Here is a 22848-nt window from a genome sequence, read left to right on the forward strand (position 1 = left end):
GACGGGAACTTAGGTTTACCTGAGTTGTCTGTGGAGAGGGCCCATGACCGACACCACCGCGCCACCCGGCGCGCGACGGACAGCGCGCCGCCGAATACTGTGGCTCGCCGCCGCGCTGGCCGTCCTGGCCGCCGCGGTACTGCTGAGCCTGGCAGTCGGCAGCCGCACCATCCCCTTCGGCGACACCCTCGACGCCCTGCTGCACGGCGGCGACACGGCCAACGCCGTCGTCGTCCGCGAGCTGCGGGTGCCGCGCACCGTCGTCGGGCTCGCCGTCGGCGCGGCGCTCGGCCTCGCCGGGGCCGTCATGCAGGGCCTCACCCGCAACCCGATCGCCGACCCCGGCATCCTCGGCGTCTCCCAGGGCGCGGCGGCCGGCGTGGTCCTCGCCATCTCCGGCTTCGGCGTCTCCACCCTCACCGGCTACGTCTGGTTCGGCTTCGCGGGGGCCGTGATCGCCACCGTGCTCGTGTACGGCCTGGCCGGGCGCGGCCGGGGCGGGGCCACGCCGATCAAGCTGGCGCTGGCCGGCTCGGCGATGTCCGCGTTCATCGCCTCGCTCAACACCATGGTGCTGACGACCGACGCGGCCACCATGGACCAGTTCCGCTTCTGGCACGTCGGCTCGCTCTCCGGGCGGACCTCGGACGTGGCCTGGCAGCTGCTGCCGTTCCTCGCCGTCGGCACGGTGCTGGTGGTCGCGGTGGCCCGCGGCCTGGACGCGCTCGCGCTCGGCGAGGACACCGCCAAGGGCCTCGGCGCCAAGACCGGCCTGGTCCGGGCGGTCGGCGCGCTCGGCGCGACGGTGCTGACCGGCTCGGCCGTCGCGGCCGCCGGGCCGATCGCCTTCGTCGGCCTCGCCGTCCCGCATGCGGCGCGGGCCGTCGCCGGCGCGGACCACCGCTGGGTGCTCGCCTTCTCCGCCGTCCTCGGCCCGGCCCTGCTGCTGCTCGCCGACACCCTGGGGCGGGTCCTCTTCCCGCCGTCGGAGGTCCCGGCGGGCGTGATGACGGCGCTCGTCGGCGTCCCCGTCCTGGTCGCGCTGGTGCGCCGCCGGAAGGTGGTCGCGTCATGAGCGCGCAGGGCGGGCGAACCGTCGGGCGCGGCGCCGCCTCCCCGCGTGGGTACGCCGTGCTGCGGGCCGGGCGGGCGTCCGTGCTGCTGCACCGCCGGTCGGCGGTGATGGCGCTGGGCCTGCTGGTCGCGCTGGCCGGGACGGTCGTCGCCTCGCTCTGCCTGGGCGAGTCGGCCGTGTCGCCGGTCGAGGTGGTGAAGGTGGTGCTCGGGCAGCCGAGCCCGCACGAGCTGGTGGTCGGCGAGTTCCGGCTGCCCCGGGTGGTCGTGGGCCTGCTGGTCGGCACGGCGCTGGGGCTGGCCGGGGCACTGATCCAGACCGTCGCCCGCAATCCGCTGGCCAGCCCCGACGTGGTGGGCGTGACCTGGGGCGCGACCGCCACCGTCGTCGGGCTGATGGCGTACGGCGTGGTCGGCTCGACCGGTCAGGCCCCGTACGCGGCGGTCGCGGGCGGGCTGGTGGCCGGGCTGCTGGTGTACGCGCTGGCATGGCGGCGCGGCCTGCACGCGCAGCGCTTCGTGCTGATCGGGATCGGGATCAGCGTGGCCCTGTCCTCGCTGACCTCCGTGTTCCTGACCAAGGGCGACGGCTTCCAGGCGCAGGCCGCGAAGGTCTGGATGACGGGCAGCCTGAACGGCGCCGACTACGACCAGGCCGGCTGGCTGGCCTGGGTGCTGCTCGCCGCCGTGCCCGTCGTCCTGTGGGCGGCGCGGGCTCAGCGCTCGATCTCCTTCGACGACGCGACGGCCGTCGGTCTGGGCCTGCGGCTGGACCGGATCCGCCTCGGCATGGCGCTGCTGGGCATCGTGCTGGCCTCGTGCGCGGCGGGCGCCGCCGGGCCGGTGGACTTCGTGGCGCTGATGGCGCCGCAGATCGCGCTGCGGCTGGTCCGGTCCGCGCAGGTCCCGCTGTTCTGCTCGGCGCTGACGGGCGCGCTGGTGGTCGTGCTGGCCGATCTGATCGCCCGGCGGCTGATGGCGCCGACCGAGCTGCCGGTGGGCGTGGTGACCGGCATGGTCGGCGCGCCGTACTTGATGTGGCTGCTGATCCTCCCCCGAACTCCGTTCGGGGGTACCCCCATCCGTCGTGGAGGTTCCTGATGTCCGCTCACCGACTGGAGGCCCGGGGCCTCACCCTGGCCTACGAGGCGCGCACGGTCGTCGAGGGCCTGGACGTCGGCATCCCGGACGGGCGGGTGACGGTGATCGTCGGCCCGAACGCCTGCGGCAAGTCGACGCTGCTGCGGGCCCTGGGGCGCCTGCTGAAGCCGGTCCGGGGCGCGGTGCTGCTGGACGGCGAGGAACTGGCGCGGATCCCGACGAAGCGGATCGCCCAGCGGCTGGGGCTGCTGCCGCAGTCGCCGACGGCGCCGGAGGGCATCTCGGTGGCGGACCTGGTCTCGCGGGGCCGCCAGCCGCACCAGAGCTGGTGGCAGCAGTGGTCGCCGGAGGACGAGGCGGCGGTGACGGAGGCCCTGGAGCGGACGTCCACGGCGGAGCTGGCCGAGCGCAGCATGGACGAGCTGTCCGGCGGCCAGCGGCAGCGGGCGTGGATCGCGATGGCGCTGGCGCAGGGCACGGACATCCTGCTGCTGGACGAGCCGACCACCTACCTGGACATCGCGCACCAGGTGGAGGTGCTGGACCTGGTCCGCCGGCTGAACGTCGAGCGCGGCCGCACGGTGGTGGCGGTGCTGCACGACCTCAACCAGGCGGCCCGGTACGCGGACCACCTGGTGGCGATGCGGGACGGCCGGGTGGTGGCGCAGGGCGCGCCGACCGAGGTGGTGACGGCGGAGCTGGTGCGGGAGGTGTTCGGGCTGGAGTCGGTGGTGGTGCCGGACCCGGTGACGGGCACGCCGTTGGTCGTTCCGGGGGCCCCGTGGGCGGCGGCCGTGGACGCCTGACGGCAATTCCACACCAAACCGGACATAATCGGCGCGCCCCCGAAGCCTCACCGCCTGAGGACCGCCGATGCACCGGATCGCCCGCCGTTCGTTCCTCGCCGGTCTCGGCGGGGCCGCGCTCGCGGCCTGCACCACCCGGCGGCCGGCGCCGCCGACCGCCGACGGCCTGGGCGCGGCCGCCTCGCCCACCCCGGTACCACCGGTCACGGTGGACGCGGCCACCGGGCCGGTGCTGGTGCCGGGCGAGCCGCTGCGGGTGGTCGTCCTCGACACGGACGTGCTGGACTCGGCACTGACCCTCGGCATCACCCCGGTCGGCGCCGCGCTGCCGGCCGCCGACATCCGGTTCCCGAGCTACTGGCCGGCCTCCCGGGTCGCCGGGATCCACCGGGTCGGCCTGGCCGGCGCCCCGGACCTGGTCGCGATCCGGGCGCTGCGGCCGGACCTGATCCTCTCCAACCAGGCGCGCGACGGCGACCGCTACGACCAACTGCGGGAGATCGCGCCGACCGTACTCACCCAGACCACCGGCGCGCCATGGAAGGCCGACTTCCAGGTGCACGCCCAGGCGTTGAGCCGGGAGGCCGCGGCGGCGGCCTTCGTCTCCTCGTACCAGCGGCACGCCAACCAGGTGGTGCAGGCCCTGTCGGCGGCGAAAACGTCCGGCCGGAAGGTGAGCCTGGTGCGGTTCGTGGAGGGCGGCGGGATCCGGCTGTTCGGGAAGCAGAGCTTCCCCGGGATCGTGCTGTCGGACGCCCAGGTGGGGCGGCCGGACGCACAGAACATCGACCAGTCCGACGTCGAGATCCCACTGGACCAGATCGCGAAGGCGGACGGCGACCTGCTGCTGTACGCCACCTCCGGCGACCCGGCCCTGGCCGGCACCGACGCCGCACTGGAGAGCCCGGGCTGGCAGGCGCTGGGGGCGGTCAAAGCGCACCGGGCGTTCCCGGTGGACGACCAGCTGTGGTTCCAGGGGATCGGGTACACCGGCGCCAACTTCATGCTGGCCGAGCTGCAGCGCTTCCTGGAGGCGTGACCCGCCGCGTCCAACTGGTCGCACCTGACCACCTTGCACCGCGTCGTGCGGGAGGGCCCAGCGAACCGTGACCGAACTCGCCCAGGCCGAGCACGTGCGCCGCCAGTCCATGGCGGAGACCGTGGCCGCGCTGCGGGCCGGCGGCCTGGTCAGCGCCGCCAAGGACCCGAACGACGGGCGCAAGTCCCTCTTCAGCGCGACCCCGGCCGGAGCCGACCTGTGCGAGCGGATCCCGGCGGCGCGGGAGGCGTGGCTGGCCGAGGTGACCTGCCTGCCTATTCGGCGGGTTCGCCGCCCCGGTGGCGGTGCCGGACGGCGCCCCGGCGCTGGACCGCGCGCTGGCCGCCTCCGGGCGCGATCCGCGCTGGAACGCGTGAGCGCCTGAGCGGCTGAGCGCTCAGCCGGTCAGCCGGTCAGGCCCTCAGCCCGTCGCCCGCAGGGACGCGCGGAGCCGGGCGTGCAGCAGGCGCACGGCCGGCGAGTGCTGGCCGGGTCGGGCGACCAGGCCGAGGCGGGCCCGGACCGGCGCATCGGCGACGGGGACGGTCCGGAGGCCCTCGCCGGCGGCGGAGGAGGGGCTGAGGACGGCGACGCCGGCCCCGCGCTGGGCGAGCCGGAACAGCGTGGCCGGGGAGCTGGCGTCGATGTCCACCCGCGGTTCGAGGCCGAGTTGCAGGCAGGAGTGCTCGTAGGCGGCGCGGATGCCGGTGCCCGGGGAGAGGCAGAGGATCTTCTCGGACGCGAGGTCGGCGAGCCGGAGGGAGGGGCGGTCCAGGCGGTGGCCGGCGGGGACGATGGCGGCGATCGGCTCGTCGACGACGACAGTGACGTCCAGGCCGGGGCCGGCCTCCTTGGCGAAACCGATCAGCGCCAGGTCGAGGGCGCCGGAGAGGACCTGCGCCTGGAGCAGCTCGGAGTGGCCCTCGTGCAGGCTCAGTTCGATGCCGGGGTGGGTGCGGCCGAGGTCGGCGACGACGTCGAGGAACGGCGGGATCGCGCACCCCATGATCATCCCGAGCCGGACGCGGCCGCGGACGGCGTCGGCGAACTCGGCGGCGGTGTGCTGGATGGCTTCGAGCGTGGCGAGGGCGTCCTTGGCCAGCGGCAGGACGGCCTCGCCGGCGGGGGTGAGGCGGACCCGGCGGCCGGAACGGTCGAGGAGCAGCTGGCCCAACTCGCGTTCCAGCTTGCCGACCTGGGTGCTGATGCCGGACTGGCTCACGTGCAGGCGGGTCGCGGCGGCGGTGAAGGAGCCCTCGTCGACGACGGCCGCGAAGTAGCGCAGCTGGTGCATCTCCATAACCAGCAATGATATCTGGGATCTGATCCATCTGTTGGACGGATGGTTGAGCGCTCGGGAGGATGGAGGCATGACGACGACGAAGACTGCGCGTGAGATTTCCGAGACCTACTTCGCGGCCTGGCAGGCGGGCGACTTCGAGACGCTGCGGGGGCTGCTGGCGGAGGACGTCGACTTCGTGGGGCCGCTGGCCACGGTGTCGGGGGTGGAGAACGCCCTGGCCGGGCTGAAGGGGCTCGGGCAGGTCCTGGAGAAGATCGAGGTGCACGCCCGGGTGGTCGAGGGGGACGACCTGATCACCTGGTTCGACCTGCACACGAGCATCGCGCCGCCGGCGCCGACGGCGAACTGGAGCCACGTGGAGAACGGGCGGATCACCCGGATCCGGGTGACCTTCGACCCGCGGGAGCTGCTGGCGGGCTTCGCCCGCTGAGCGGCTGGGGCGCACCGCGCCGCCGGGCTGAGGGACTGAGGGGCCGAGGGGCTGGGCGATCCGCCGCCGGACCAAGCGGGGCCAAGCGATCCGACCCGCCGGGCCGGATCGCCCAGCCCGGCGGGTCGGATCGCGACGGCCCCGACTACCGTCGCGCCAGCCGGCCGCGAACCGCCCAGGCCGCTGTGCCGAGGGCGAAGCCGTAGACCGCCACCAGGCCGTGCCCGTTGTCCTGGGCGAGCCACATGGCGAGGCCCAGCACCGGGACGCCGACGGCCAGGGCGCGCTCCTTGGGCAGACGGGTGCGGGTGAGGAAGGCGAGGGCCAGGGTGGCGCCGAGGAAGTAGGTGGCGCCGGAGCTGCCGGCGAAGTTGCGGGGGTCGGTGCTGGGGCCGTCGCCGAAGCCGAGCAGGTCGTCGATCCGGCCGGGCAGCAGGATGCCCGCGAGGAAGAAGGCGAGGGTGAGCGGGCCGCCCCAGTACCACTGGGCGAGCGCGGCGACGGCGGCGAGGGTGGCGAGGTTCCACAGGCCGCCGCCGAGGCCGCCGTTCTGCAGGAAGACCGAGGTGAACTCGCGCCACCAGCCGGACTTGGCGGGGTCGGCGTCGAGCGCGTCCATGGCGCCGGACCAGAGCAGCTGGAGCAGCACGCCGCCGACGGCGAGCGTGGTCAGGGCGACCGCCGCCCACGGGATCGGCCGCCCCCGCAGCGTGTCCCGGCCGACCACGCCGAGCCCGCAGTTGACCATCATGACCATCAGCGCGGCCGTGGTCACGTTGAACAGGATCGCCCCCATGACTGCCCCTCCCCCATCACATTCCAACACCGTTCGAAAACCGGGCAGGGCAAAGCTAGCACAGTTTTCGAACGGCGTTGGAAAACGTTGTACGGTGGAGCCATGAAGCTCACCAAGGAGCGCATCGTCGATGCGGGCATGGCCGTCTTCGCGGAGGTCGGCTACCACAACCTGTCCATGCGCCAGGTCGCCGACCGCCTCGACGCCCACGCCGGCAGCCTCTACTACCACGTGCGCGGCAAGGACGAGTTGCTCACCCTGATGGCCGACCGCGTCTGCCGGCAGGCCTACGACACCGGCACCGGAGCCCTCGCCGCCCTCGACCCCGACGCCACCTGGCGGGACCGGGTCGAGGCCCAGGCCGCCACCCTGCGCCGCAGCATCCAGCAACACCCCGGCGGCGCACTGCTCCTCGCCGAGAGCCCCGGCGTCCTCAGCTCCGGCGGCCTCTCCCTGATGGAACGCCTGCTGCGCACCCTCCTCGACGCCGGCCTGCCCACCGCCCACTGCGGCATCGCCGCCGACATCCTGCTCAGCCACGTCACCGGCTTCGTCCTCCAGGAACAGAACCAGCCACCGGCCCCACCACCCGTCAGCGCCGAGCTCTACGCCGACCTGTGCGTGCAGTTCCCGCTGATCATGGGCGAGTTGATCCCCCGGATCAGCCAGGACGAGAAGTTCACCCAGAGCATCCGACTGCTCTGCACCGGCTTCGCCGCCCTCGTCCCGGGCCTCAGCCCTGCTGCGGCGGGCGACGGCGCAGGCTCAACAGCAGCAGCACCACCGCCGACAGCACCGCCGACAGGCGCAGCACGCCCGGGGCCGCCGACCAGCTGATCTGGCTGAACTGCGCACCGGCCTGCACGCCCGCGCCGCCCTGGGCGCCCGGCTTGGCCTGCATGGCGTGCAGGGTGGCCGCGCTCATCGTGATCAGCGGGATCCCGAGGATGACGAACTTGCGCATCAGATCGGAGAGTTGGCGGGACAGGTAGCCGAGGGCCCAGCCCACCAGCATGGCCGGGAAGAAGCTCATGGCGGCGCCGCCGATCAGCAGCCCGCAGGAGAGCAGGACCAGCAGGGACGGCCGCCGGGCCCCGACACCCGCACCCGCACCGGCACTTGCGCCCGCATCGGCACCGGCCTGGCCGGCGGGGGCGGCCGGCTGCGCCTTCGCCTTCCCCGCGGCGGCCGCCCTCGCCTTGGCCTTCCGCTGTTTCTTCCCCTTCCCCGAAGCCGCCGCAGCCGCCCCCGCCGCAGCTCCCGCCGGATCGGCAGCCTGCGCGCCCGCCGCACCCGCCCCGCCCCCGGCGCGCTGCTCAGGGATCGGCTTCGGCGGAGCCTGCGGCGAGTCCGAGAAGTTGAGCAGCACCAGATCCCAGCCGTTCGCGCCGGAGCTGTACACCTGGGGCGGCGGGATGGAGTCCGGATCGTCCTCGGGCCCGTCGAAACGCGACTTGTCCAGCTGTACGGGCGGCGCCCCGGCCCCCGGGGCGCGCGGCGTCCGGGGCGGATCCAGCGGCACCGAAGGGGTCCCGCCGCCCGGCGCCGCCGTGTCGTACACGCTGTCCCCGTCGGAGGCGCCGGACGGACCGGAGGCCCCGGACCCACCCGACGCACCCGGGCCGCCCGAACCGCCCCTGTCACCGGCAGCACCGGCCCCGGCAGACCCGCCGGAGGCCCCCGCCCCGCCCCCCGAACGGCCGCTCCACGGCCCGCTCCTGCGCCACCACTCGCCGTCCGTCATCACCGACACCCCGCCTCGCGCCCGAACCCCGGCCCACCGAACCACCCTCGGCCGTGACGCTACCCACCCCGCCCCCGCGCGCGCGAGTCCAAGGACCGGTCCACCACGGGCCGCCGCACGGACACCCCGCCGTCCGCCCGCCCGACTAACCTAGGTCGAATGACCACACAGCAGGGCCCTCAACGCCAGGGCAGGTCCGCCGCCGGCCCCCGCACCCTCGCCGAGGAGTTGCGCGCCCGCCCCGACGACGCGCTCGCCGCCCTGCTCCGCTCCCGCCCCGACCTGCTCAACCCCGTCCCCGGCGACCTCACCCAGCTGTCCGCCCGGCTCTCCTCCCGCGCCTCGGCGCTGCGCGCCCTGGAGCGCCTGGACCGCTTCACCCTGCAGGTCGCCGAGGTCCTGGCCACCGCCCCGGACGGCACCGGCCTGGCCACCGTCCGCACCCTGCTGACCGGCCCGGCCAAGGTCAAGCCGCACCCCGGCGCGACCCCGCTGACGCCCGCCGACCGGTCCGCCGTCGCCGCCGCCCTCCCCCGGGCCATCGCCACCCTGCGCGACCGGTCCCTGCTCTGGGGCCCGGACAACGGCCTGCGGCTGGTCCTCGCCGTCCGCGAGGCACTCGCCCCGACGGCCGCCAACCCCGGCCGCACCGGCCTCGGCCCGACCCTCTCCGACGCGACCGTCGGCATGTCCCCGGCCCGGCTGCAGCAGCTGCTCGCCTCCGCCGGGCAGCCCGCCACCCCGGACCCGGTCACCGCCGTCGACGCGCTCACCGCCCTGTTGAACGACCGCGCCCGCTGCGCGGCGCTGCTCGACACCGCCCCCGAAGCCGCGCTGCGGCTGCTGGAGCGGCTGGTCTGGGGGCCGCCGACCGGCACCGTCCCGGACGCCACCCGCCCGGTCACCGCCGAGGACGCGCAGAGCCCCGTCGAGTGGCTGCTCGCCCGCGGGCTGCTGCTGCCCAGCGGGCCGGGCAGCGTCGTCCTGCCGCGCGAACTGGCCCTGCACCTGCGCGGCGGCCGCACCCACCGCGCCGTCGAGCCGGTCCAGCCCGAGCCCGCCCCGGCCGCCGCCCCGCGCGATCCACAGGCTGTGGACGGCGCGGCGGCCGGCCAGGCCCACACCGCCGTCAAGACCGTCGAGGAACTCCTCGACACCTGGGGCCTCACCCCGCCGCCCACGCTGCGCGCCGGCGGCCTCGGCATCCGCGACCTCAAGCGCACCGCGCAGGCCCTGGAGACCACCGAGCAGCAGGCCGCCTTCTGGCTCGAACTCGCCTACACCGCCGGGCTGCTGGCCCCCGACGGCGAGGCCGACGAACGCTGGGCCCCGACCCCGGCCTACGACGGCTGGCTCCAGCGGGACACCGCCGAACGCTGGTCCGTCCTCGCCGCCGCCTGGCTCGCCGCCACCCGCGTCCCCGCCCTCACCGGCACCCCGGACGGCAAGGGCAAGCCGCGCGCCGCCCTCGGGCCCGAGCTCGACCGCACCCTCGCCCCGTCCGTCCGCCGCGCCACCCTCGCGCTGCTCGCCGAACTCCCGCCCGGCACCCCCGCCACCGCCGCCGAGCTCCTGCCCACCCTGCGCTGGCAGCGCCCGCTGCGCGGCGGCCCGACCGGCCCGGACGGCCACGAGCTGCGCGACGACCTCACCGCCTGGACCCTCGCCGAGGCCGAACTCCTCGGCGTCACCGGCCGCGGCGCCCTCGCCGCCCCCGCCCGCGCCCTGCTCACCGCCGAATCCGACCCCGCCGAGGTGCTCGCCCCGCTGCTGCCGCAGCCGCTCGACCACGTGATCCTGCAACCGGACCTCACCGCGATCGCCCCCGGCCCGCTGCTCACCCCGCTCGCCCAGGCCCTCGCGCTGTGCGCCGACATCGAGTCCAAGGGCGGCGCCACCGTCTACCGCTTCACCCCGGTGTCCGTGCGCCGCGCCCTCGACGCCGGACGCACCGCCGCCGACCTGCGGGCCTTCCTGGAGCAGCACTCCCGGACGCCCGTCCCGCAGCCGCTCGGCTACCTGATCGACGACGTCGCCCGTCGGCACGGCATCCTGCGGGTCGGCGCCGCCTCCTCCTACCTGCGCTGCGACGACCCGTCCCTGCTGAACGAGGTCCTCGCCGACCGCCGCTCCGCCGACCTGCGGCTGCGGCTGCTCGCCCCCACCGTCCTCGCCGCCCAGGCCGCCCCGGACGTCCTGCTCGCCGCCCTGCGCACGATGGGCTACGCCCCGGCCGCCGAGTCCGCCGAGGGCGATGTGCTGATCACCCGCCAGGACAGCCACCGCACCCCGCCCCGCACCGCCCCCGCGCCCGTCCCGGACGGCCCGCCGACCCCCGACGACACCCTGCTCGCCGCCGCCATCAAGGCCATCCGGGCCGGCGACCGCGCCGCCACCGTCAACCGCCGGGACTCCACCCCCGACCCGCGCCAGCTGCCCCGCACCGCCGCCGCCGAGACCCTCGCGGCCCTGCAGACCGCCGTCCTGCTCGGCGAACGGATGTGGATCGGCTACCTCAACGCCGAGGGCATCGCCAGCCAGCGGATCATCGACCCGGTCAAGGTCGAAGGCGGCTTCGTCACCGCCTTCGACCACCACGCCGACGAGCTCCGCACCTTCGCCCTGCACCGCATCACCGGCGTCGCGGAGCTCGACGAGTAACCCCGGCGGCAGGGCCGGGCTCAGTGCCCCTGCGACTCCTTCATCTTCTCCTTGACGGCCTTGTCCGCCAGGCTGCCGATCTCCCCCTGCCCGACCGGCAGCGAGCCGCCGCCGACCTGGTCGGCGATCAGGAATCCGGGCGCGGCGAGCAGCCCGCCGGGCCCCTCCCCGATCCCCGCGAGGGCGTGCGCGGAGCCGACGGACGAGGCGGTGGCCGCGAAGGCCGTGCCCATCAGGGCGAGAGCGGTGAGAACGCGCTTCGACTTCTTCATGCCCGGCTCAACGAGCGATGCGCACCGTGGTCACCCGGAGCCGTCGCCCGGAGCGCGGGTACCGGCGCGGTCGCGGTCGCGGGCGCGGTCACCCGTACGAATGGAAGAAGCCCGATCACGTTTGGAAGGGGCCCGCTCACGTTCGCCGCGCAATGCGCGACACTGGAGGGTCTGCGTCAATCCAGCCTGTCAGCCAGTGGAGGGCTTCCCCGCGTGAACGACGGACCGCTCATCGTCCAGAGCGACAAAACTCTTCTCCTGGAGATCGATCACCCCAAGGCCGCCGAGTGCCGCCGCGTCATCGCGCCGTTCGCCGAGTTGGAGCGCGCCCCCGAGCACGTGCACACGTACCGGGTGACGCCGCTCGGGCTGTGGAACGCGCGGGCGGCGGGGCACGACGCCGAGCAGGTGGTCGACGCCCTGGTGACGTACTCGCGCTACCCGGTGCCGCACGCACTGCTGGTGGACGTGGCGGACACCATGGGCCGCTACGGGCGGCTCCAGCTGCTCAAGCACCCGACGCACGGGCTGGTGCTCGCCAGCACCGACCGGCCGGTGCTGGAGGAGGTGCTGCGCTCCAAGAAGATCGCCCCGCTGGTCGGCGCCCGGGTCGACCCGGACACGGTGGTGGTGCACCCCTCCGAGCGCGGCCAGATCAAGCAGGTGCTGCTCAAGCTCGGCTGGCCGGCCGAGGACTTCGCCGGGTACGTGGACGGCGAGGCCCACCCGATCGAGCTGGACGAGGACGGCTGGCGGCTGCGCCCGTACCAGGCACAGGCCGTCGAGGGCTTCTGGCACGGCGGCTCGGGCGTCGTGGTGCTGCCCTGCGGCGCCGGCAAGACGCTGGTCGGCGCCGCCGCGATGGCGCACGCCAAGTCGACGACGCTGATCCTGGTCACCAACACCGTCTCGGCCCGCCAGTGGAAGCACGAGCTGGTCAAGCGCACCTCGCTCACCGAGGAGGAGATCGGCGAGTACAGCGGGACGCGCAAGGAGATCCGCCCGGTCACCATCGCCACCTACCAGGTGATGACCACCAAGCGGAAGGGCGCCTACGCGCACCTGGAGCTGTTCGACGCCCGCAACTGGGGCCTGGTGGTCTACGACGAGGTGCACCTGCTGCCGGCGCCGGTGTTCAAGTTCACCGCCGACCTCCAGGCCCGCCGCCGCCTGGGCCTGACCGCGACGCTGGTGCGCGAGGACGGCCGCGAGGGCGACGTGTTCAGCCTGATCGGGCCCAAGCGCTTCGACGCGCCGTGGAAGGAGATCGAGGCGCAGGGCTACATCGCGCCCGCCGACTGCTGCGAGGTGCGGGTCACCCTGACCGACTCGGAGCGCCTGGCCTACGCCACCGCCGAGCCCGAGGAGCGCTACCGCTTCTGCGCCACCACGGCGACCAAGCGGCGGGTGGTGGAGGCGCTGGTGAAGAAGCACGAGAAGGACCAGACGCTGGTCATCGGCCAGTACATCGACCAGCTGGACGAGCTTGGCGAGGTGCTGGACGCGCCCGTGATCAAGGGCGAGACCAGCAACGCCCAGCGCGAGAAGCTGTTCGAGGCGTTCCGCAACAAGGAGATCGGCGTCCTGGTGGTCTCCAAGGTCGCGAACTTCTCGATCGACCTGCCCGAGGCCACCGTGGCCATCCAGGTCTCCGGGACGTTCGGCTCCCGCCAGGAGGAGGCCCAGCGCCTGGGCCGCGTCCTGCGCCCGAAGGCGGACGGCCACTCGGCGCACTTCTACTCGGTGGTCGCCCGGGACACCGTGGACCAGGACTTCGCCGCCCACCGGCAGCGCTTCCTGGCCGAGCAGGGCTACGCGTACCGCATCATCGACGCGGACGACGTGCTGTAGGGCGTGCGGCAGAACCTGCGGTAGGGCACGCCCCGGCCCCGGACACCGTCGCGCCCGAGGAGGACCACGCGCGCGGCGGTGCCCGGGGCGGTGCCGCCGTGGCGCACCCCCTCCGGGTCGTACGGGGCCCGGGACCTGCAGGGCTGGAACCCCGGGGCGCACGGGTCTAAGATCGTCCGTCTGCCCCCTCCCGAACCGTGGTACCTGCTGAAGTCGCGCAGGCAGCCGGGGGAGGCGCCGACCGCACGGCAACCGGTCGGCCGTACCCACCGTGAGCTCCATCGATCCGCTGCGCCCGGTTCCGGCGCAGCCGGGAAGGTTCGCTGTGCCCGCCACCCCCACCACCGACCCCCTCCAGCGCGAACGCGACCACCTGGCCGCGTCCCGGTCCGCGCTGCGAGCGATGCGCGAGGACGTCCAGTCGCTGGACCTGCGCGACGTGACCGGCACCTGGGTGTCCGCCGCCGTCCTCCAGAACCAGATCGAGGCCCGGATCGCCGCCCTCGCCGACCTCTCGCACACCCCGCTGTTCTTCGGCCGCCTGGACTACCTACACGCGATCAGCGAGGAGCTGAGCGAAGGAGGAGGGGGCGAGAACTTCTACATCGGGCGCCGGCACGTCCACGACGCCGACGGCGACCCGATGGTGATCGACTGGCGCGCGCCGGTCTCCCAGCCGTTCTACCGGGCCACCCGCACCGAGCCGCTGGACGTCGAGCGCCGCCGCCGCTTCGGCTACACCGCCGGCGAGCTCACCGCCTACGAGGACGAGCACCTGAGCGACCCGGCGGAGGCGGACAGCGCCTCCGCCCTGCTCGCCGCCGAGATCGAGAAGCCCCGCGTCGGCCCGATGCGCGACATCGTCGCCACCATCCAGCCCGAGCAGGACGAGATCGTCCGCTCCGACGTGACGGGCACCATCTGCGTCCAGGGCGCCCCCGGCACCGGGAAGACGGCCGTGGGCCTGCACCGCGTCGCGTACCTGCTGTACGCGCACCGCGAGCGCCTCGCCCGGACGGGCACGCTGGTGATCGGGCCGAACAACGCCTTCCTCTCCTACATCGAGCAGGTGCTCCCGGCCCTGGGCGAGCTGGACGTCGCCCAGGCGACCGTGCAGCAGCTGGTCGGGCACGTCGAGGTGCGCGGCGAGGACGACCCGCAGGCGGCCCGGCTGAAGGGCGACGCGCGGATGGCCGAGGTGCTGCGTCGGGCGGTGCGCGCGGGCATCGCGCTGCCCACCGAGCCCTGCGTGGTGGTCCGCGGCTCCCGCCGCTGGCGCGTCCAGGCGCACGAGCTCACCGCGATCATCGAGGAGCTGAAGGGCCGCGAGGTGCGCTACGGCGCCGCCAGGGACGCCCTGCCGCAGCGGATCGCGCACACCGTGCTGCTGAAGATGGAACAGTCCGGCGAGGCCCCCGACGACCGGGTGCAGGACGCGGTGGCCCGCAACGCCGCGGTCAAGGCGGTGGCCAAGGAGTGCTGGCCGGCGGTCGATCCGGCGAAGCTGGTGCTGCGGCTGCTCTCCGACCCGGAGTTCCTGGCCGCCTGCGCGGAGGGCGTGCTGACCCCGGAGGAGCAGCAGGCGGTGCTGTGGCCCAAGCCGGGCCGCTCGGTGAAGACGGCCCGCTGGACGCAGGCCGACGCCGTCCTGGTCGACGAGGCGACGGACCTGGTGCAGCGCACCCCCTCGCTCGGGCACGTGGTGCTGGACGAGGCGCAGGACCTCTCCCCGATGCAGTACCGCGCGGTCGGCCGCCGCTGCACGACCGGCTCGGCGACCGTCCTCGGCGACCTCGCCCAGGGCACCACCCCGTGGGCGACGGCGAGCTGGCCGGACGCGCTGCGCCACCTGGGCAAGCCGGACGCCCACGTCGAGGAGCTGACCAAGGGCTTCCGGGTGCCGGAGGAGGTCATCGCGTACGCCTCCCGGCTGCTCCCGGCGATCGCCCCGGGCCTGGCCCCGGCGACCTCCGTGCGCGACGCCCCCGGCTCGCTGACGATCCGCCGCCTCCCGGACGGGGAGGCCGTGCCCGCCGTCCTGGCGGCCTGCCGCGAGGCGCTGGAGCACGAGGGCTCGACCGGGCTGATCGCCGCCGACGCCCGGATCCCGGCGCTCGCCGAGGCGCTGACCGCGGCCGGCCTGCCGTACCTGTCCCCCGGCGCCGAGACCAGCGCCGAGGCCCGGCTGACGCTCGTCCCGGCCTCGCTGGCCAAGGGCCTGGAGTACGACTACGTGGTGCTGGACGAGCCGGCCGCGGTGGTCGCGGGCGAGCCGGACGAGCGGACCGGCCTGCGGCGGCTGTACGTGGCGCTCACCCGTGCCGTCTCCGGCCTGACGGTGCTGCACGGCGAGCCGCTGCCCGCGCAGCTGCACTGAGGAACCGGGCAGCGGGGGCCGGCCCCACCGGGACCGGCCCCCGCCCGCCGCGCGCGCTCAGGCGTCGATCAGCGCCCGCCACTCGGCGACCTTGGCCGCGTCCACCGGCGTCCGCCAGCCGTCGACCCGCACCGCGCCGCCGACGTGGAAGCCGTCGAAGCCCTCGGCCCGCAGCCCCTTCAGGTGTTCGGCCCGCAGGCCGCCGCCGATCAGGATCCGCTGCCCGTACCCGGGCTCGCCCGCGCGGGCCAGGTCCGCCAGCAGCACCTCGTGCCCGGCGTCGACCCCGGCGGCCGCGCCCGAGGTGAGGAAGGTGTCCAGCCCGGGCAGCGCGCCGACGGCGGCCCGCAGGGCGGCCCGGTCGGCGCTGTGGTCGATCGCCCGGTGGAAGGTCCAGCGGCAGCCGGCCACCGCCTCGGCGACGGCGGCGGTGGCGGCCAGGTCGACGGCGCCGTCGGCGTGGAGGAAGCCGAAGACGAACTCCTCGGCGCCCTCGGCCCGCAACGCGGCGGCCCGGGCGGCCAGTTCGTCCAGGCCGCCGGGCGCGAAGCCGTCCTGGATCCGGAGCATGACGCGCAGCGGGATGTCGACGGCGGCCCGGATCCGGGCGAAGTCCTCGACGGACGGGGTGAGCCCGTCCGCGGCCATGTCGGTGACCAGTTCGAGCCGGTCGGCGCCGCCCGACTCGGCAGCCTGGGCGTCCTGGGGCGTCAGCGCGATGACTTCGAAAATTGGTCTAGACATATCAGTAGGTTGCCACATCCGGCCGGGCCCGGCGAGCACTTCGCCCCACCCCCCGGGTCACGCCAGGCTGCGCCCCTTCCCGGAGCCCCCGCCGAACCGTCCGCCGAGCCCGTCGCCGGTCCCGATCCGGCGCACCGCCACCGCGGCCGCCACCAGGAGCAGCAGCACCGGCGCCGCCATCGGCAGCACGTGCCAGAACCCGCGGCCCTCGCGCCAGATGTTGAACAGGCCCGCGAACATCGTCAGCGACAGCACCGCGACCCCGACGGCCGCCGGCAGCACCCGGCCGCGCAGCGCGGTGAAGGTCAGCAGCAGCGGCCCGATCAGCAGCGCCGCGAACCACTGCATGTCCAGCGGGAAGGTGGAGTCGCCCCAGTGCTGGAGCGCCACCAGCAGCCCGCCCCCGAGGACCGAGGCCAGCGCCAGCCCGCCGGAACGCCAGGAGGCCCTGGGCAGCAACTCCGTCGGCGCTGCGGCCAGCAGCAGCGCCCCCAGCACGAACGGCATGGTGGCCACGCTGCTGTCCCCCACCCCCCAGAGGTCGAATTCCGGCGGCAGCACGACGGCCTTCGCCAGCACGAACAGCGCGGAGACGGCCTGGACCAGCGAGATGACCCGCACCGCCGTCCAGCGCCCCGTCACGACGGCCACCGCGAGCAGCAGCGCGATCACCGGCGGCGCGATGGTCAGGGCGTACGTGAGGTACGAGTCGTCCCAGGTCAGCCGATGGGCGGCCCGCTCCGCATCGCTCACCCACGGCACCAGGGCCGCACCGGCCAGCGCCCCGGCGACCATCGGCGCGGCCAGCGCGAGCACCCGCCCGGCCAGCGAGGAGCCGGTCAGCCCGAGCCGCACCCGCAGCCCGTACGCGGCCAGGTCGAACGCCTCGCGGGCGACGGCCGAGCGGCCGGCCTCCGCCGTGGTGTCGGCGAACACCGCGGCCAGTTCCTCGCCGCGCTCCCGGCGGTAGCGCGGCGGGTAGAACTGCAGCGCCGCCCGCAGCGCGGTCGAAGGCGCCCCCATCGTCGGCGTGGTCATGGGTGTGGTCATGCGAAGAACCCCCTCATCATCGACTTCCCCTCCGGCTCCGGCTTTCCCTGCAGCGCCGACAGGACGTTCGCGAGACGGCGCTCCGCCTCGGTGGCGACGGCCCGCAGCCGCTCCGCCTCGGAGGCCAGCGCCTCCCGGCCGACGCTGGTCAGCGCGTAGCTGCGCCGCGCCCGCCCGTCCACGACCTCCTCCGCGGCGACCTCGATCAGCCCCTGCTGGAGCAGCCGGTCGAGGGCGCCGTACAGGGTGCCGGTGCGCATCTTGACCCGGCCCTCGGAGATCGCGGCGATCTCCTGGATGAGGGCGTAGCCGTGTCTCGGGGCGTCCGCCAGGGCGGTGAGCAGCAGCAGCGTCGGCTCCTGCATCGAGCGTTCAGTCATACGACTACATATATCGTCAACCTACCTATAGGTCCAGTACTCCCGCCGACCGGTCCACCACGCGGACCACGAGCGCGCTACGAGCGGACCAGAAGCGGGCCAGGAGCTGGCTACGAGAGCTCCCCCACCGGCGCGACCACCGCGCCCTGCTTGCCGCACACCCAGTGCGGCTCCGGCCCCAGCTCCGGCTCCACGCCGAGCGCGTGCGGGTCCCCGTCGGCGGCGCAGGCGGTGCACAGCGGCCAGCGCCCGTACGCCTCCAGCAGCGCGTCCTGGACGTCCTGGGCGACCAGCCCGAGCACGTACTCGGTGCCGTCCGGCCACTGCTCCAGCCACCAGCGGCGGTGCGTCACGGCCTGCTCCACCAGGGAGACGACGGCGGCGTCCGCCACGTCCCGCGCGGTGAGGTCGGCCAGGATCAGCGCCCGCGCGTTGTGCAGCGCGGTCTCGATGTCGTCGGAAGCCATCTGTCCATTCTCCGGTAGAACGCCGTGTGGGCGGCCCCCCGAAGGGGACCGCCCACACGATCAGGAACCAACTGATCCGATCGGTGTGATCAGGATCAGAAGTCCATGTCACCGCCCGGCATGCCGCCGCCGGCGGCCGCAGAGGCCTTCTCCGGCTTGTCGGCGATGACGGCCTCGGTGGTGAGGAACAGCGCCGCGATGGAGGCGGCGTTCTGCAGCGCGGAGCGGGTCACCTTGGCCGGGTCGATGATGCCCTCGGCGATCAGGTCGACGTAGGTGTTGGTGGCCGCGTTCAGGCCGTGACCGGCGGGAAGGTTGCGCACCTTCTCCACCACGACGCCACCCTCCAGGCCGGCGTTGGTCGCGATCTGCTTGATCGGGGCCTCCAGCGCGACCTTGACGATGTTGGCACCGGTGGCCTCGTCGCCCTCCAGCTCCAGCTTGTCGAAGGCGACCGAGGCCTGCAGCAGCGCGACGCCACCACCGGCGACGATGCCCTCCTCGACGGCGGCCTTCGCGTTGCGGACGGCGTCCTCGATGCGGTGCTTGCGCTCCTTGAGCTCCACCTCGGTGGCCGCGCCGGCCTTGATGACGGCCACGCCGCCGGCCAGCTTGGCGAGGCGCTCCTGGAGCTTCTCGCGGTCGTAGTCCGAGTCGCTGTTCTCGATCTCGGCGCGGATCTGGTTCACGCGGCCGGCGACCTGCTCGCTGTCACCGCCACCGTCGACGATGGTGGTCTCGTCCTTGGTGATGACCACCTTGCGGGCGGTGCCCAGCAGGTCGATGCCGGCGTTCTCCAGCTTGAGGCCGACCTCCTCGGAGATCACGGTGCCACCGGTGAGGATGGCGATGTCGCCGAGCATGGCCTTGCGGCGGTCGCCGAAGCCCGGGGCCTTGACGGCGACGGACTTGAAGGTGCCGCGGATCTTGTTCACGACCAGGGTCGACAGGGCCTCGCCCTCGACGTCCTCGGCGATGATGACGAGCGGCTTGCCGCTCTGCATGACCTTCTCCAGCAGCGGCAGCAGGTCCTTGACCGAGCCGATCTTGGAGTTGGCGATGAGGATGTACGGGTCCTCGAACGTCGCCTCCATGCGCTCCAGGTCGGTCGCGAAGTAGGCGGAGATGTAGCCCTTGTCGAAGCGCATGCCCTCGGTGAGCTCAAGCTCCAGGCCGAAGGTGTTGCTCTCCTCGACGGTGATGACGCCTTCCTTGCCGACCTTGTCCATGGCCTCGGCGATGAGCTCGCCGATCTGGGTGTCGGCGGCCGAGATGGAGGCGGTGGAGGCGATCTGCTCCTTGGTCTCCACGTCCTTGGCCTGCGCCAGCAGCTGGTCGGAGACGGCGGCGACGGCCTTCTCGATGCCGCGCTTCAGGGCCATCGGGTTGGCGCCGGCGGCGACGTTGCGCAGACCCTCGCGAACCAGGGCCTGGGCGAGCACGGTGGCGGTGGTGGTGCCGTCACCCGCGACGTCGTCGGTCTTCTTGGCGACCTCCTTGACGAGCTCCGCGCCGATCTTCTCGTAGGGGTCCTCGAGCTCGATCTCCTTGGCGATGGAGACACCGTCGTTGGTGATCGTGGGGGCGCCCCACTTCTTCTCCAGCACGACGTTGCGACCCTTGGGGCCGAGCGTGACCTTCACTGCGTCGGCGAGCTGGTTCATGCCACGCTCAAGGCCGCGGCGAGCTTCCTCATCAAAGGCGATGATCTTGGCCATCAGAAGTGGTCCTCCGGGACACGGTCGACTGCTCGGACCAAGGGGTGCCCGCGACGGACGGCCCTGGTGTGCGGGGGTCCTTTCCCCTACCGCTCCCGGGGGCCTCACCGACCCGGTCCGCTGTCACTCTCACGCTGTGAGTGCTAACGCCAATGATTAGCACTCCGGGTGGTCGAGTGCAAGCCCAATCGCGATCCCGCGAGCCGTCCGGGGCGCTCCCGCCGACCCGCGCAACTCCCCGCCGGGGAACGCCGACGGGCCCGCACGACGCGTGTCGTACGGGCCCGTCGAGAAGCGAGTGGTCACCAGCCGTGGGCCGCGCCGAGCTCCTGGGGTCGGAAGGGGGTCACACCGCGGCGCGGACCATGTCCGCCTGCGGGCCCTTCTGTCCCTGGGAGATCTCGAACTCGACCCGCTGGCCCTCCTCGAGGGTGCGGTAGCCGTCCATCTGGATCGCGCTGTAGTGGACGAAGACGTCCGCACCACCGTCGACCGCGATGAAGCCGTAGCCCTTCTCCGCGTTGAACCACTTGACGGTGCCCTGAGCCATTCCGAACTCCCCTAGTGCTGTGCTGGCCCTTCACGCGCCCGCAGGTCGCGGGCCCGGGTCTGGTTTGAAGGCCGGCCCGGGGAACCCCCCCTGGGCGCAGCCGTGCACGCCGCAGTCCTCCGCCGGGGGTGCCTGACGGCGCCCTGTGAGCGGGTGATTACGTCGACCGCGGCTGAATGTATCCGGATCGACGCCCTCTGCAACAGGGTCAGCTGCGGGGAATTCCGGCACCGCGCCAAGGGGCAGGACGGGCGAAAGCGGGAGGAATTCGGCATTTCACGCCGGACATAGCGGACGGATTACTACAAATCCCCGCGGGAATTCTGACATCTGGCTGACATGTTTCACGGCCCAGGCACCAGACCGGTCTCAGCGGCCGGACGACCGTCCGGCGATTCGCGGGTGATTCGCGGGTGAGGATGAGGGGAAGCCCTGTTCCCAACCGAGCCACACTCTACTCCGACTTGACCCCGCCATATTCCCGCCGAAATACGGCCGGCCGTCCGTGCGTACGGAGAACGGAATTCCGTACGCGCGGACGGCCGGTCGGACGAACGGCTCGGGCGGGGTGCCCGGATCGGGGCGCGGCTCAGCAGCCGCCGGCCACCGCCGGGATGATCGAGACGCTCGCGCCGGCCGCGATCCCGGTCGCCAGGCCCTCGGCGAAGCGCACGTCGTCGTCGTTCACGTAGACGTTGACGAAACGGCGCAGCTTGCCGGCGTCGTCCAGGATGCGGGCGGCGATCCCCGCGTGGTTCTTCTCCAGGTCGGCGATGACCTCGCCCAGGGTGGCGCCCTCGGCGGCCACCTCGGCGGCGCCGCCGGTGTAGGTGCGCAGGATGGTGGGGATACGGACGTTGGCGCTCATGGTTCTCCTAGCGGGTGCGACCCAGCGGGGTGGGGGGTGTTTCAGGCGGACGCGAGGCCGGCGTCGTGGAAGGACGCCAGGGTCGGGCGGATGACAGCGGTCATCCCGGCCCCGGCGACGGCGTCCAGGGTCTTCAGGCCGTCGCCGGTGTTGATCGCGACGGTCTCCTTGGACGGGTCCAGCTGGCCGGTCTCCACCAGCTTCTTCAGCACGCCGACGGTCACCCCGCCCGCGGTCTCGGCGAAGACGCCCTCGGTCCGGGCCAGCAGCCGGATCGCGTCCACCACCTCGGCGTCGGTGACGTCCTCGACCGCGCCGCCGGTGCGCCGGGCGATGTCCAGCACGTACGGGCCGTCCGCCGGGTTGCCGATCGCCAGCGACTTGGCGATGGTGTCCGGCTTGACCGGGCGGATCACGTCCTGGCCGGCCTTGAACGCCGCCGACACCGGCGAGCAGCCCGCCGCCTGGGCGCCGAACACCTTGTACGGCCGGTCCTCGACCAGGCCGAGCCTGATCAGCTCCTGCAGCCCCTTGTCGATCTTGGTCAGCTGGGAGCCGGAGGCGATCGGGATGACGATCTGCTCCGGCAGCCGCCAGCCGAGCTGCTCGCAGATCTCGTACGCCAGCGTCTTGGAGCCCTCGCCGTAGTAGGGGCGCAGGTTGACGTTGACGAAGCCCCAGCCCTCGCCGGCCGGGTCGCCGATCAGCTCCGAGCAGAAGCGGTTCACGTCGTCGTAGTTGCCCTCGATGCCGACCAGCTCGCCGCCGTACACCCCGGCCATGACGACCTTGCCCTGCTCCAGGTCGTGCGGGATGAACACGCAGGACTTGAAACCGGCCCGGGCGGCCGCCGCGCCCACCGCGCCGGCCAGGTTGCCGGTGGAGGAGCAGGAGAGCGTCGTGAAGCCGAAGGCCCGCGCGGCCTCGATGGCGCAGGCCACCACGCGGTCCTTGAACGAGTGGGTCGGGTTGCCCGAGTCGTCCTTGATGTGCAGCTGCGCGGTGAAGCCCAGCTCACGGCCCAGGTTGTCCGCCTTGACCAGCGGGGTCCAACCGGGGTTCAGGTTGGGCTTGGTGGCGACGTCGGCCGGGACGGGCAGCAGCGGCGCGTAGCGCCAGATCGAACTCGGGCCGGCCTCGATCCGGCGGCGCAGCGCCTCGGCGCCCTCGCTGCCGAAGTCGTACGCGATCTCCAGCGGGCCGAAGCACTCCAGGCAGGCGAAGCTCGGACCGAGCGGGAAGCGGGTGCCGCACTCCCGACAGGACAGCGCGGTGGCGGGGCCGAGGTCCACGGATGCGGGTGCGACAGTGTCGATAGCCATGATGGCGGAGGCCTCTCTCCTCATCTTCCCCGTGGCACGGTCGCGCCACAGGCCGGAATTGGCACCTGTCCCGCCGGGGCCTGTCGACAGACAGCCGCGCGAGAAGGTTGCCGGGACGTCAACGGGCCGTTCCCTCAGTCCCTCTGGATGAGCTTGTGAAATTGTGGTGGTGCTCAACGGCGACCCCGACGTGCAAAGGTCCGGCCGCTGTACGAAGACTGTATCCGAAGGCGTCAACCCCGAACGGGATCGTCCGCCACGCGAGATGGCGCGTCCCACCGACCCCGCCGAGGAG

At 73.6% G+C, this 22848-nt stretch carries 21 protein-coding genes, 1 pseudogene and 1 riboswitch; of the genes and pseudogenes, 10 read left to right on the forward strand and 12 right to left on the reverse strand.

Annotated features, from left to right (window positions below):
• Positions 1-43: 43 nt before the first annotated feature.
• The 5 genes and pseudogenes from AB0R04_RS33275 to AB0R04_RS33295 all read left to right on the forward strand — a co-directional run.
• Positions 44-1075 carry an iron ABC transporter permease gene (locus tag AB0R04_RS33275; RefSeq protein WP_363377332.1) on the forward strand — a complete coding sequence of 344 codons (1032 nt, stop codon included), beginning with the start codon at positions 44-46 and terminating at the stop codon, positions 1073-1075.
• A complete protein-coding gene (locus AB0R04_RS33280) occupies positions 1072-2175 on the forward strand; it encodes an iron ABC transporter permease (protein ID WP_363377333.1) in 1104 nt (367 codons plus the stop codon). The genes AB0R04_RS33275 and AB0R04_RS33280 overlap by 4 nt, the downstream gene beginning before the upstream one ends.
• Positions 2175-2981 carry an ABC transporter ATP-binding protein gene (locus AB0R04_RS33285; RefSeq protein WP_063348212.1) on the forward strand — a complete coding sequence of 269 codons (807 nt, stop codon included), beginning with the start codon at positions 2175-2177 and terminating at the stop codon, positions 2979-2981. Before AB0R04_RS33280 ends, AB0R04_RS33285 begins: the two co-directional genes overlap by 1 nt.
• A gap of 67 nt (positions 2982-3048) precedes the next feature.
• Positions 3049-4020, forward strand: a complete 972-nt coding sequence (locus AB0R04_RS33290) for an iron-siderophore ABC transporter substrate-binding protein (RefSeq protein ID WP_363377334.1) — start codon at positions 3049-3051, stop codon at positions 4018-4020.
• Positions 4021-4298: 278 nt separating this feature from the next.
• Positions 4299-4397: pseudogene (locus AB0R04_RS33295) on the forward strand (TIGR03086 family protein); the annotation flags it as partial.
• Between the two features lie 44 nt (positions 4398-4441).
• On the opposite strand, the gene AB0R04_RS33300 reads toward AB0R04_RS33295, so the two are convergent.
• Complete coding sequence (locus tag AB0R04_RS33300; protein WP_363377335.1) at positions 4442-5320, reverse strand: LysR family transcriptional regulator; 879 nt, start codon at positions 5318-5320, stop codon at positions 4442-4444.
• 70 nt (positions 5321-5390) lie between these two features.
• Between AB0R04_RS33300 and AB0R04_RS33305 the strand changes: the two genes are divergently transcribed.
• Positions 5391-5753, forward strand: coding sequence for a nuclear transport factor 2 family protein (locus AB0R04_RS33305; RefSeq protein ID WP_363377336.1), 363 nt, complete (start codon positions 5391-5393; stop codon positions 5751-5753).
• A 145-nt stretch (positions 5754-5898) separates the two neighbouring features.
• Here the strand turns inward: AB0R04_RS33305 and AB0R04_RS33310 are convergent, their stop codons facing one another.
• Positions 5899-6549 (reverse strand): hypothetical protein, encoded by a 651-nt coding sequence (locus tag AB0R04_RS33310; RefSeq protein ID WP_363377337.1) that lies wholly within the window; start codon positions 6547-6549, stop codon positions 5899-5901.
• A 102-nt stretch (positions 6550-6651) separates the two neighbouring features.
• Between AB0R04_RS33310 and AB0R04_RS33315 the strand changes: the two genes are divergently transcribed.
• Positions 6652-7386 (forward strand): TetR/AcrR family transcriptional regulator, encoded by a 735-nt coding sequence (locus AB0R04_RS33315; RefSeq protein WP_363377338.1) that lies wholly within the window; start codon positions 6652-6654, stop codon positions 7384-7386.
• On the opposite strand, the gene AB0R04_RS33320 is transcribed toward AB0R04_RS33315, so the two are convergent.
• Entirely contained in the window at positions 7283-8110 is an 828-nt protein-coding gene (locus tag AB0R04_RS33320) for a hypothetical protein (protein ID WP_363377339.1), read from the reverse strand. The two genes, AB0R04_RS33315 and AB0R04_RS33320, sit on opposite strands and share 104 nt — an antisense overlap.
• A 342-nt stretch (positions 8111-8452) precedes the next feature.
• Between AB0R04_RS33320 and AB0R04_RS33325 the strand changes: the two genes are divergently transcribed.
• Positions 8453-10954: a helicase C-terminal domain-containing protein gene (locus AB0R04_RS33325; RefSeq protein WP_363377340.1), complete on the forward strand. Its 2502-nt coding sequence runs from the start codon at positions 8453-8455 to the stop codon at positions 10952-10954.
• A gap of 20 nt (positions 10955-10974) precedes the next feature.
• Here AB0R04_RS33325 and AB0R04_RS33330 read toward each other — a convergent pair whose 3' ends face one another.
• Positions 10975-11226, reverse strand: a complete 252-nt coding sequence (locus tag AB0R04_RS33330) for a hypothetical protein (RefSeq protein ID WP_063348222.1) — start codon at positions 11224-11226, stop codon at positions 10975-10977.
• 213 nt (positions 11227-11439) lie between these two features.
• On the opposite strand from AB0R04_RS33330, the gene AB0R04_RS33335 reads away from it, so the two are divergent.
• Positions 11440-13077, forward strand: a complete 1638-nt coding sequence (locus AB0R04_RS33335; protein ID WP_363377341.1) for a DNA repair helicase XPB — start codon at positions 11440-11442, stop codon at positions 13075-13077.
• Positions 13078-13402: 325 nt separating this feature from the next.
• Positions 13403-15454 carry an ATP-binding domain-containing protein gene (locus AB0R04_RS33340; protein ID WP_363377342.1) on the forward strand — a complete coding sequence of 684 codons (2052 nt, stop codon included), beginning with the start codon at positions 13403-13405 and terminating at the stop codon, positions 15452-15454.
• A gap of 57 nt (positions 15455-15511) precedes the next feature.
• Here the strand turns inward: AB0R04_RS33340 and AB0R04_RS33345 are convergent, their stop codons facing one another.
• The 8 genes from AB0R04_RS33345 to thrC all read right to left on the reverse strand — a co-directional run bounded on the left by AB0R04_RS33345 (position 15512) and on the right by thrC (position 22553).
• The gene (locus AB0R04_RS33345) at positions 15512-16198 is read right to left on the reverse strand and encodes a copper homeostasis protein CutC (protein WP_363377343.1); all 687 of its coding nucleotides are present in this window, start codon (positions 16196-16198) and stop codon (positions 15512-15514) included.
• Between the two features lie 57 nt (positions 16199-16255).
• Positions 16256-17248, reverse strand: a complete 993-nt coding sequence (locus AB0R04_RS33350; RefSeq protein WP_363377344.1) for a hypothetical protein — start codon at positions 17246-17248, stop codon at positions 16256-16258.
• Entirely contained in the window at positions 17245-17628 is a 384-nt protein-coding gene (locus AB0R04_RS33355) for a PadR family transcriptional regulator (protein ID WP_079135692.1), read from the reverse strand. Before AB0R04_RS33355 ends, AB0R04_RS33350 begins: the two co-directional genes overlap by 4 nt.
• Positions 17629-17738: 110 nt before the next feature.
• Positions 17739-18095: a hypothetical protein gene (locus AB0R04_RS33360; protein ID WP_063348227.1), complete on the reverse strand. Its 357-nt coding sequence runs from the start codon at positions 18093-18095 to the stop codon at positions 17739-17741.
• Between the two features lie 95 nt (positions 18096-18190).
• On the reverse strand, positions 18191-19813 hold the full coding sequence (groL, locus tag AB0R04_RS33365; RefSeq protein WP_363377345.1) for a chaperonin GroEL: 1623 nt from the start codon (positions 19811-19813) through the stop codon (positions 18191-18193).
• A 346-nt stretch (positions 19814-20159) separates the two neighbouring features.
• Positions 20160-20363: a cold-shock protein gene (locus AB0R04_RS33370; protein ID WP_030289665.1), complete on the reverse strand. Its 204-nt coding sequence runs from the start codon at positions 20361-20363 to the stop codon at positions 20160-20162.
• 589 nt (positions 20364-20952) lie between these two features.
• A complete protein-coding gene (locus tag AB0R04_RS33375) occupies positions 20953-21231 on the reverse strand; it encodes a MoaD/ThiS family protein (protein WP_063348229.1) in 279 nt (92 codons plus the stop codon).
• A gap of 41 nt (positions 21232-21272) precedes the next feature.
• Positions 21273-22553: a threonine synthase gene (gene thrC / locus AB0R04_RS33380; protein WP_363377346.1), complete on the reverse strand. Its 1281-nt coding sequence runs from the start codon at positions 22551-22553 to the stop codon at positions 21273-21275.
• Positions 22554-22570: 17 nt separating this feature from the next.
• Positions 22571-22707, reverse strand: a riboswitch (SAM riboswitch).
• Positions 22708-22848 lie beyond the last annotated feature (141 nt).

The sequence above is a fragment of the Kitasatospora sp. NPDC056731 genome, assembly GCF_040687675.1.
Lineage (GTDB): Bacteria > Actinomycetota > Actinomycetes > Streptomycetales > Streptomycetaceae > Kitasatospora.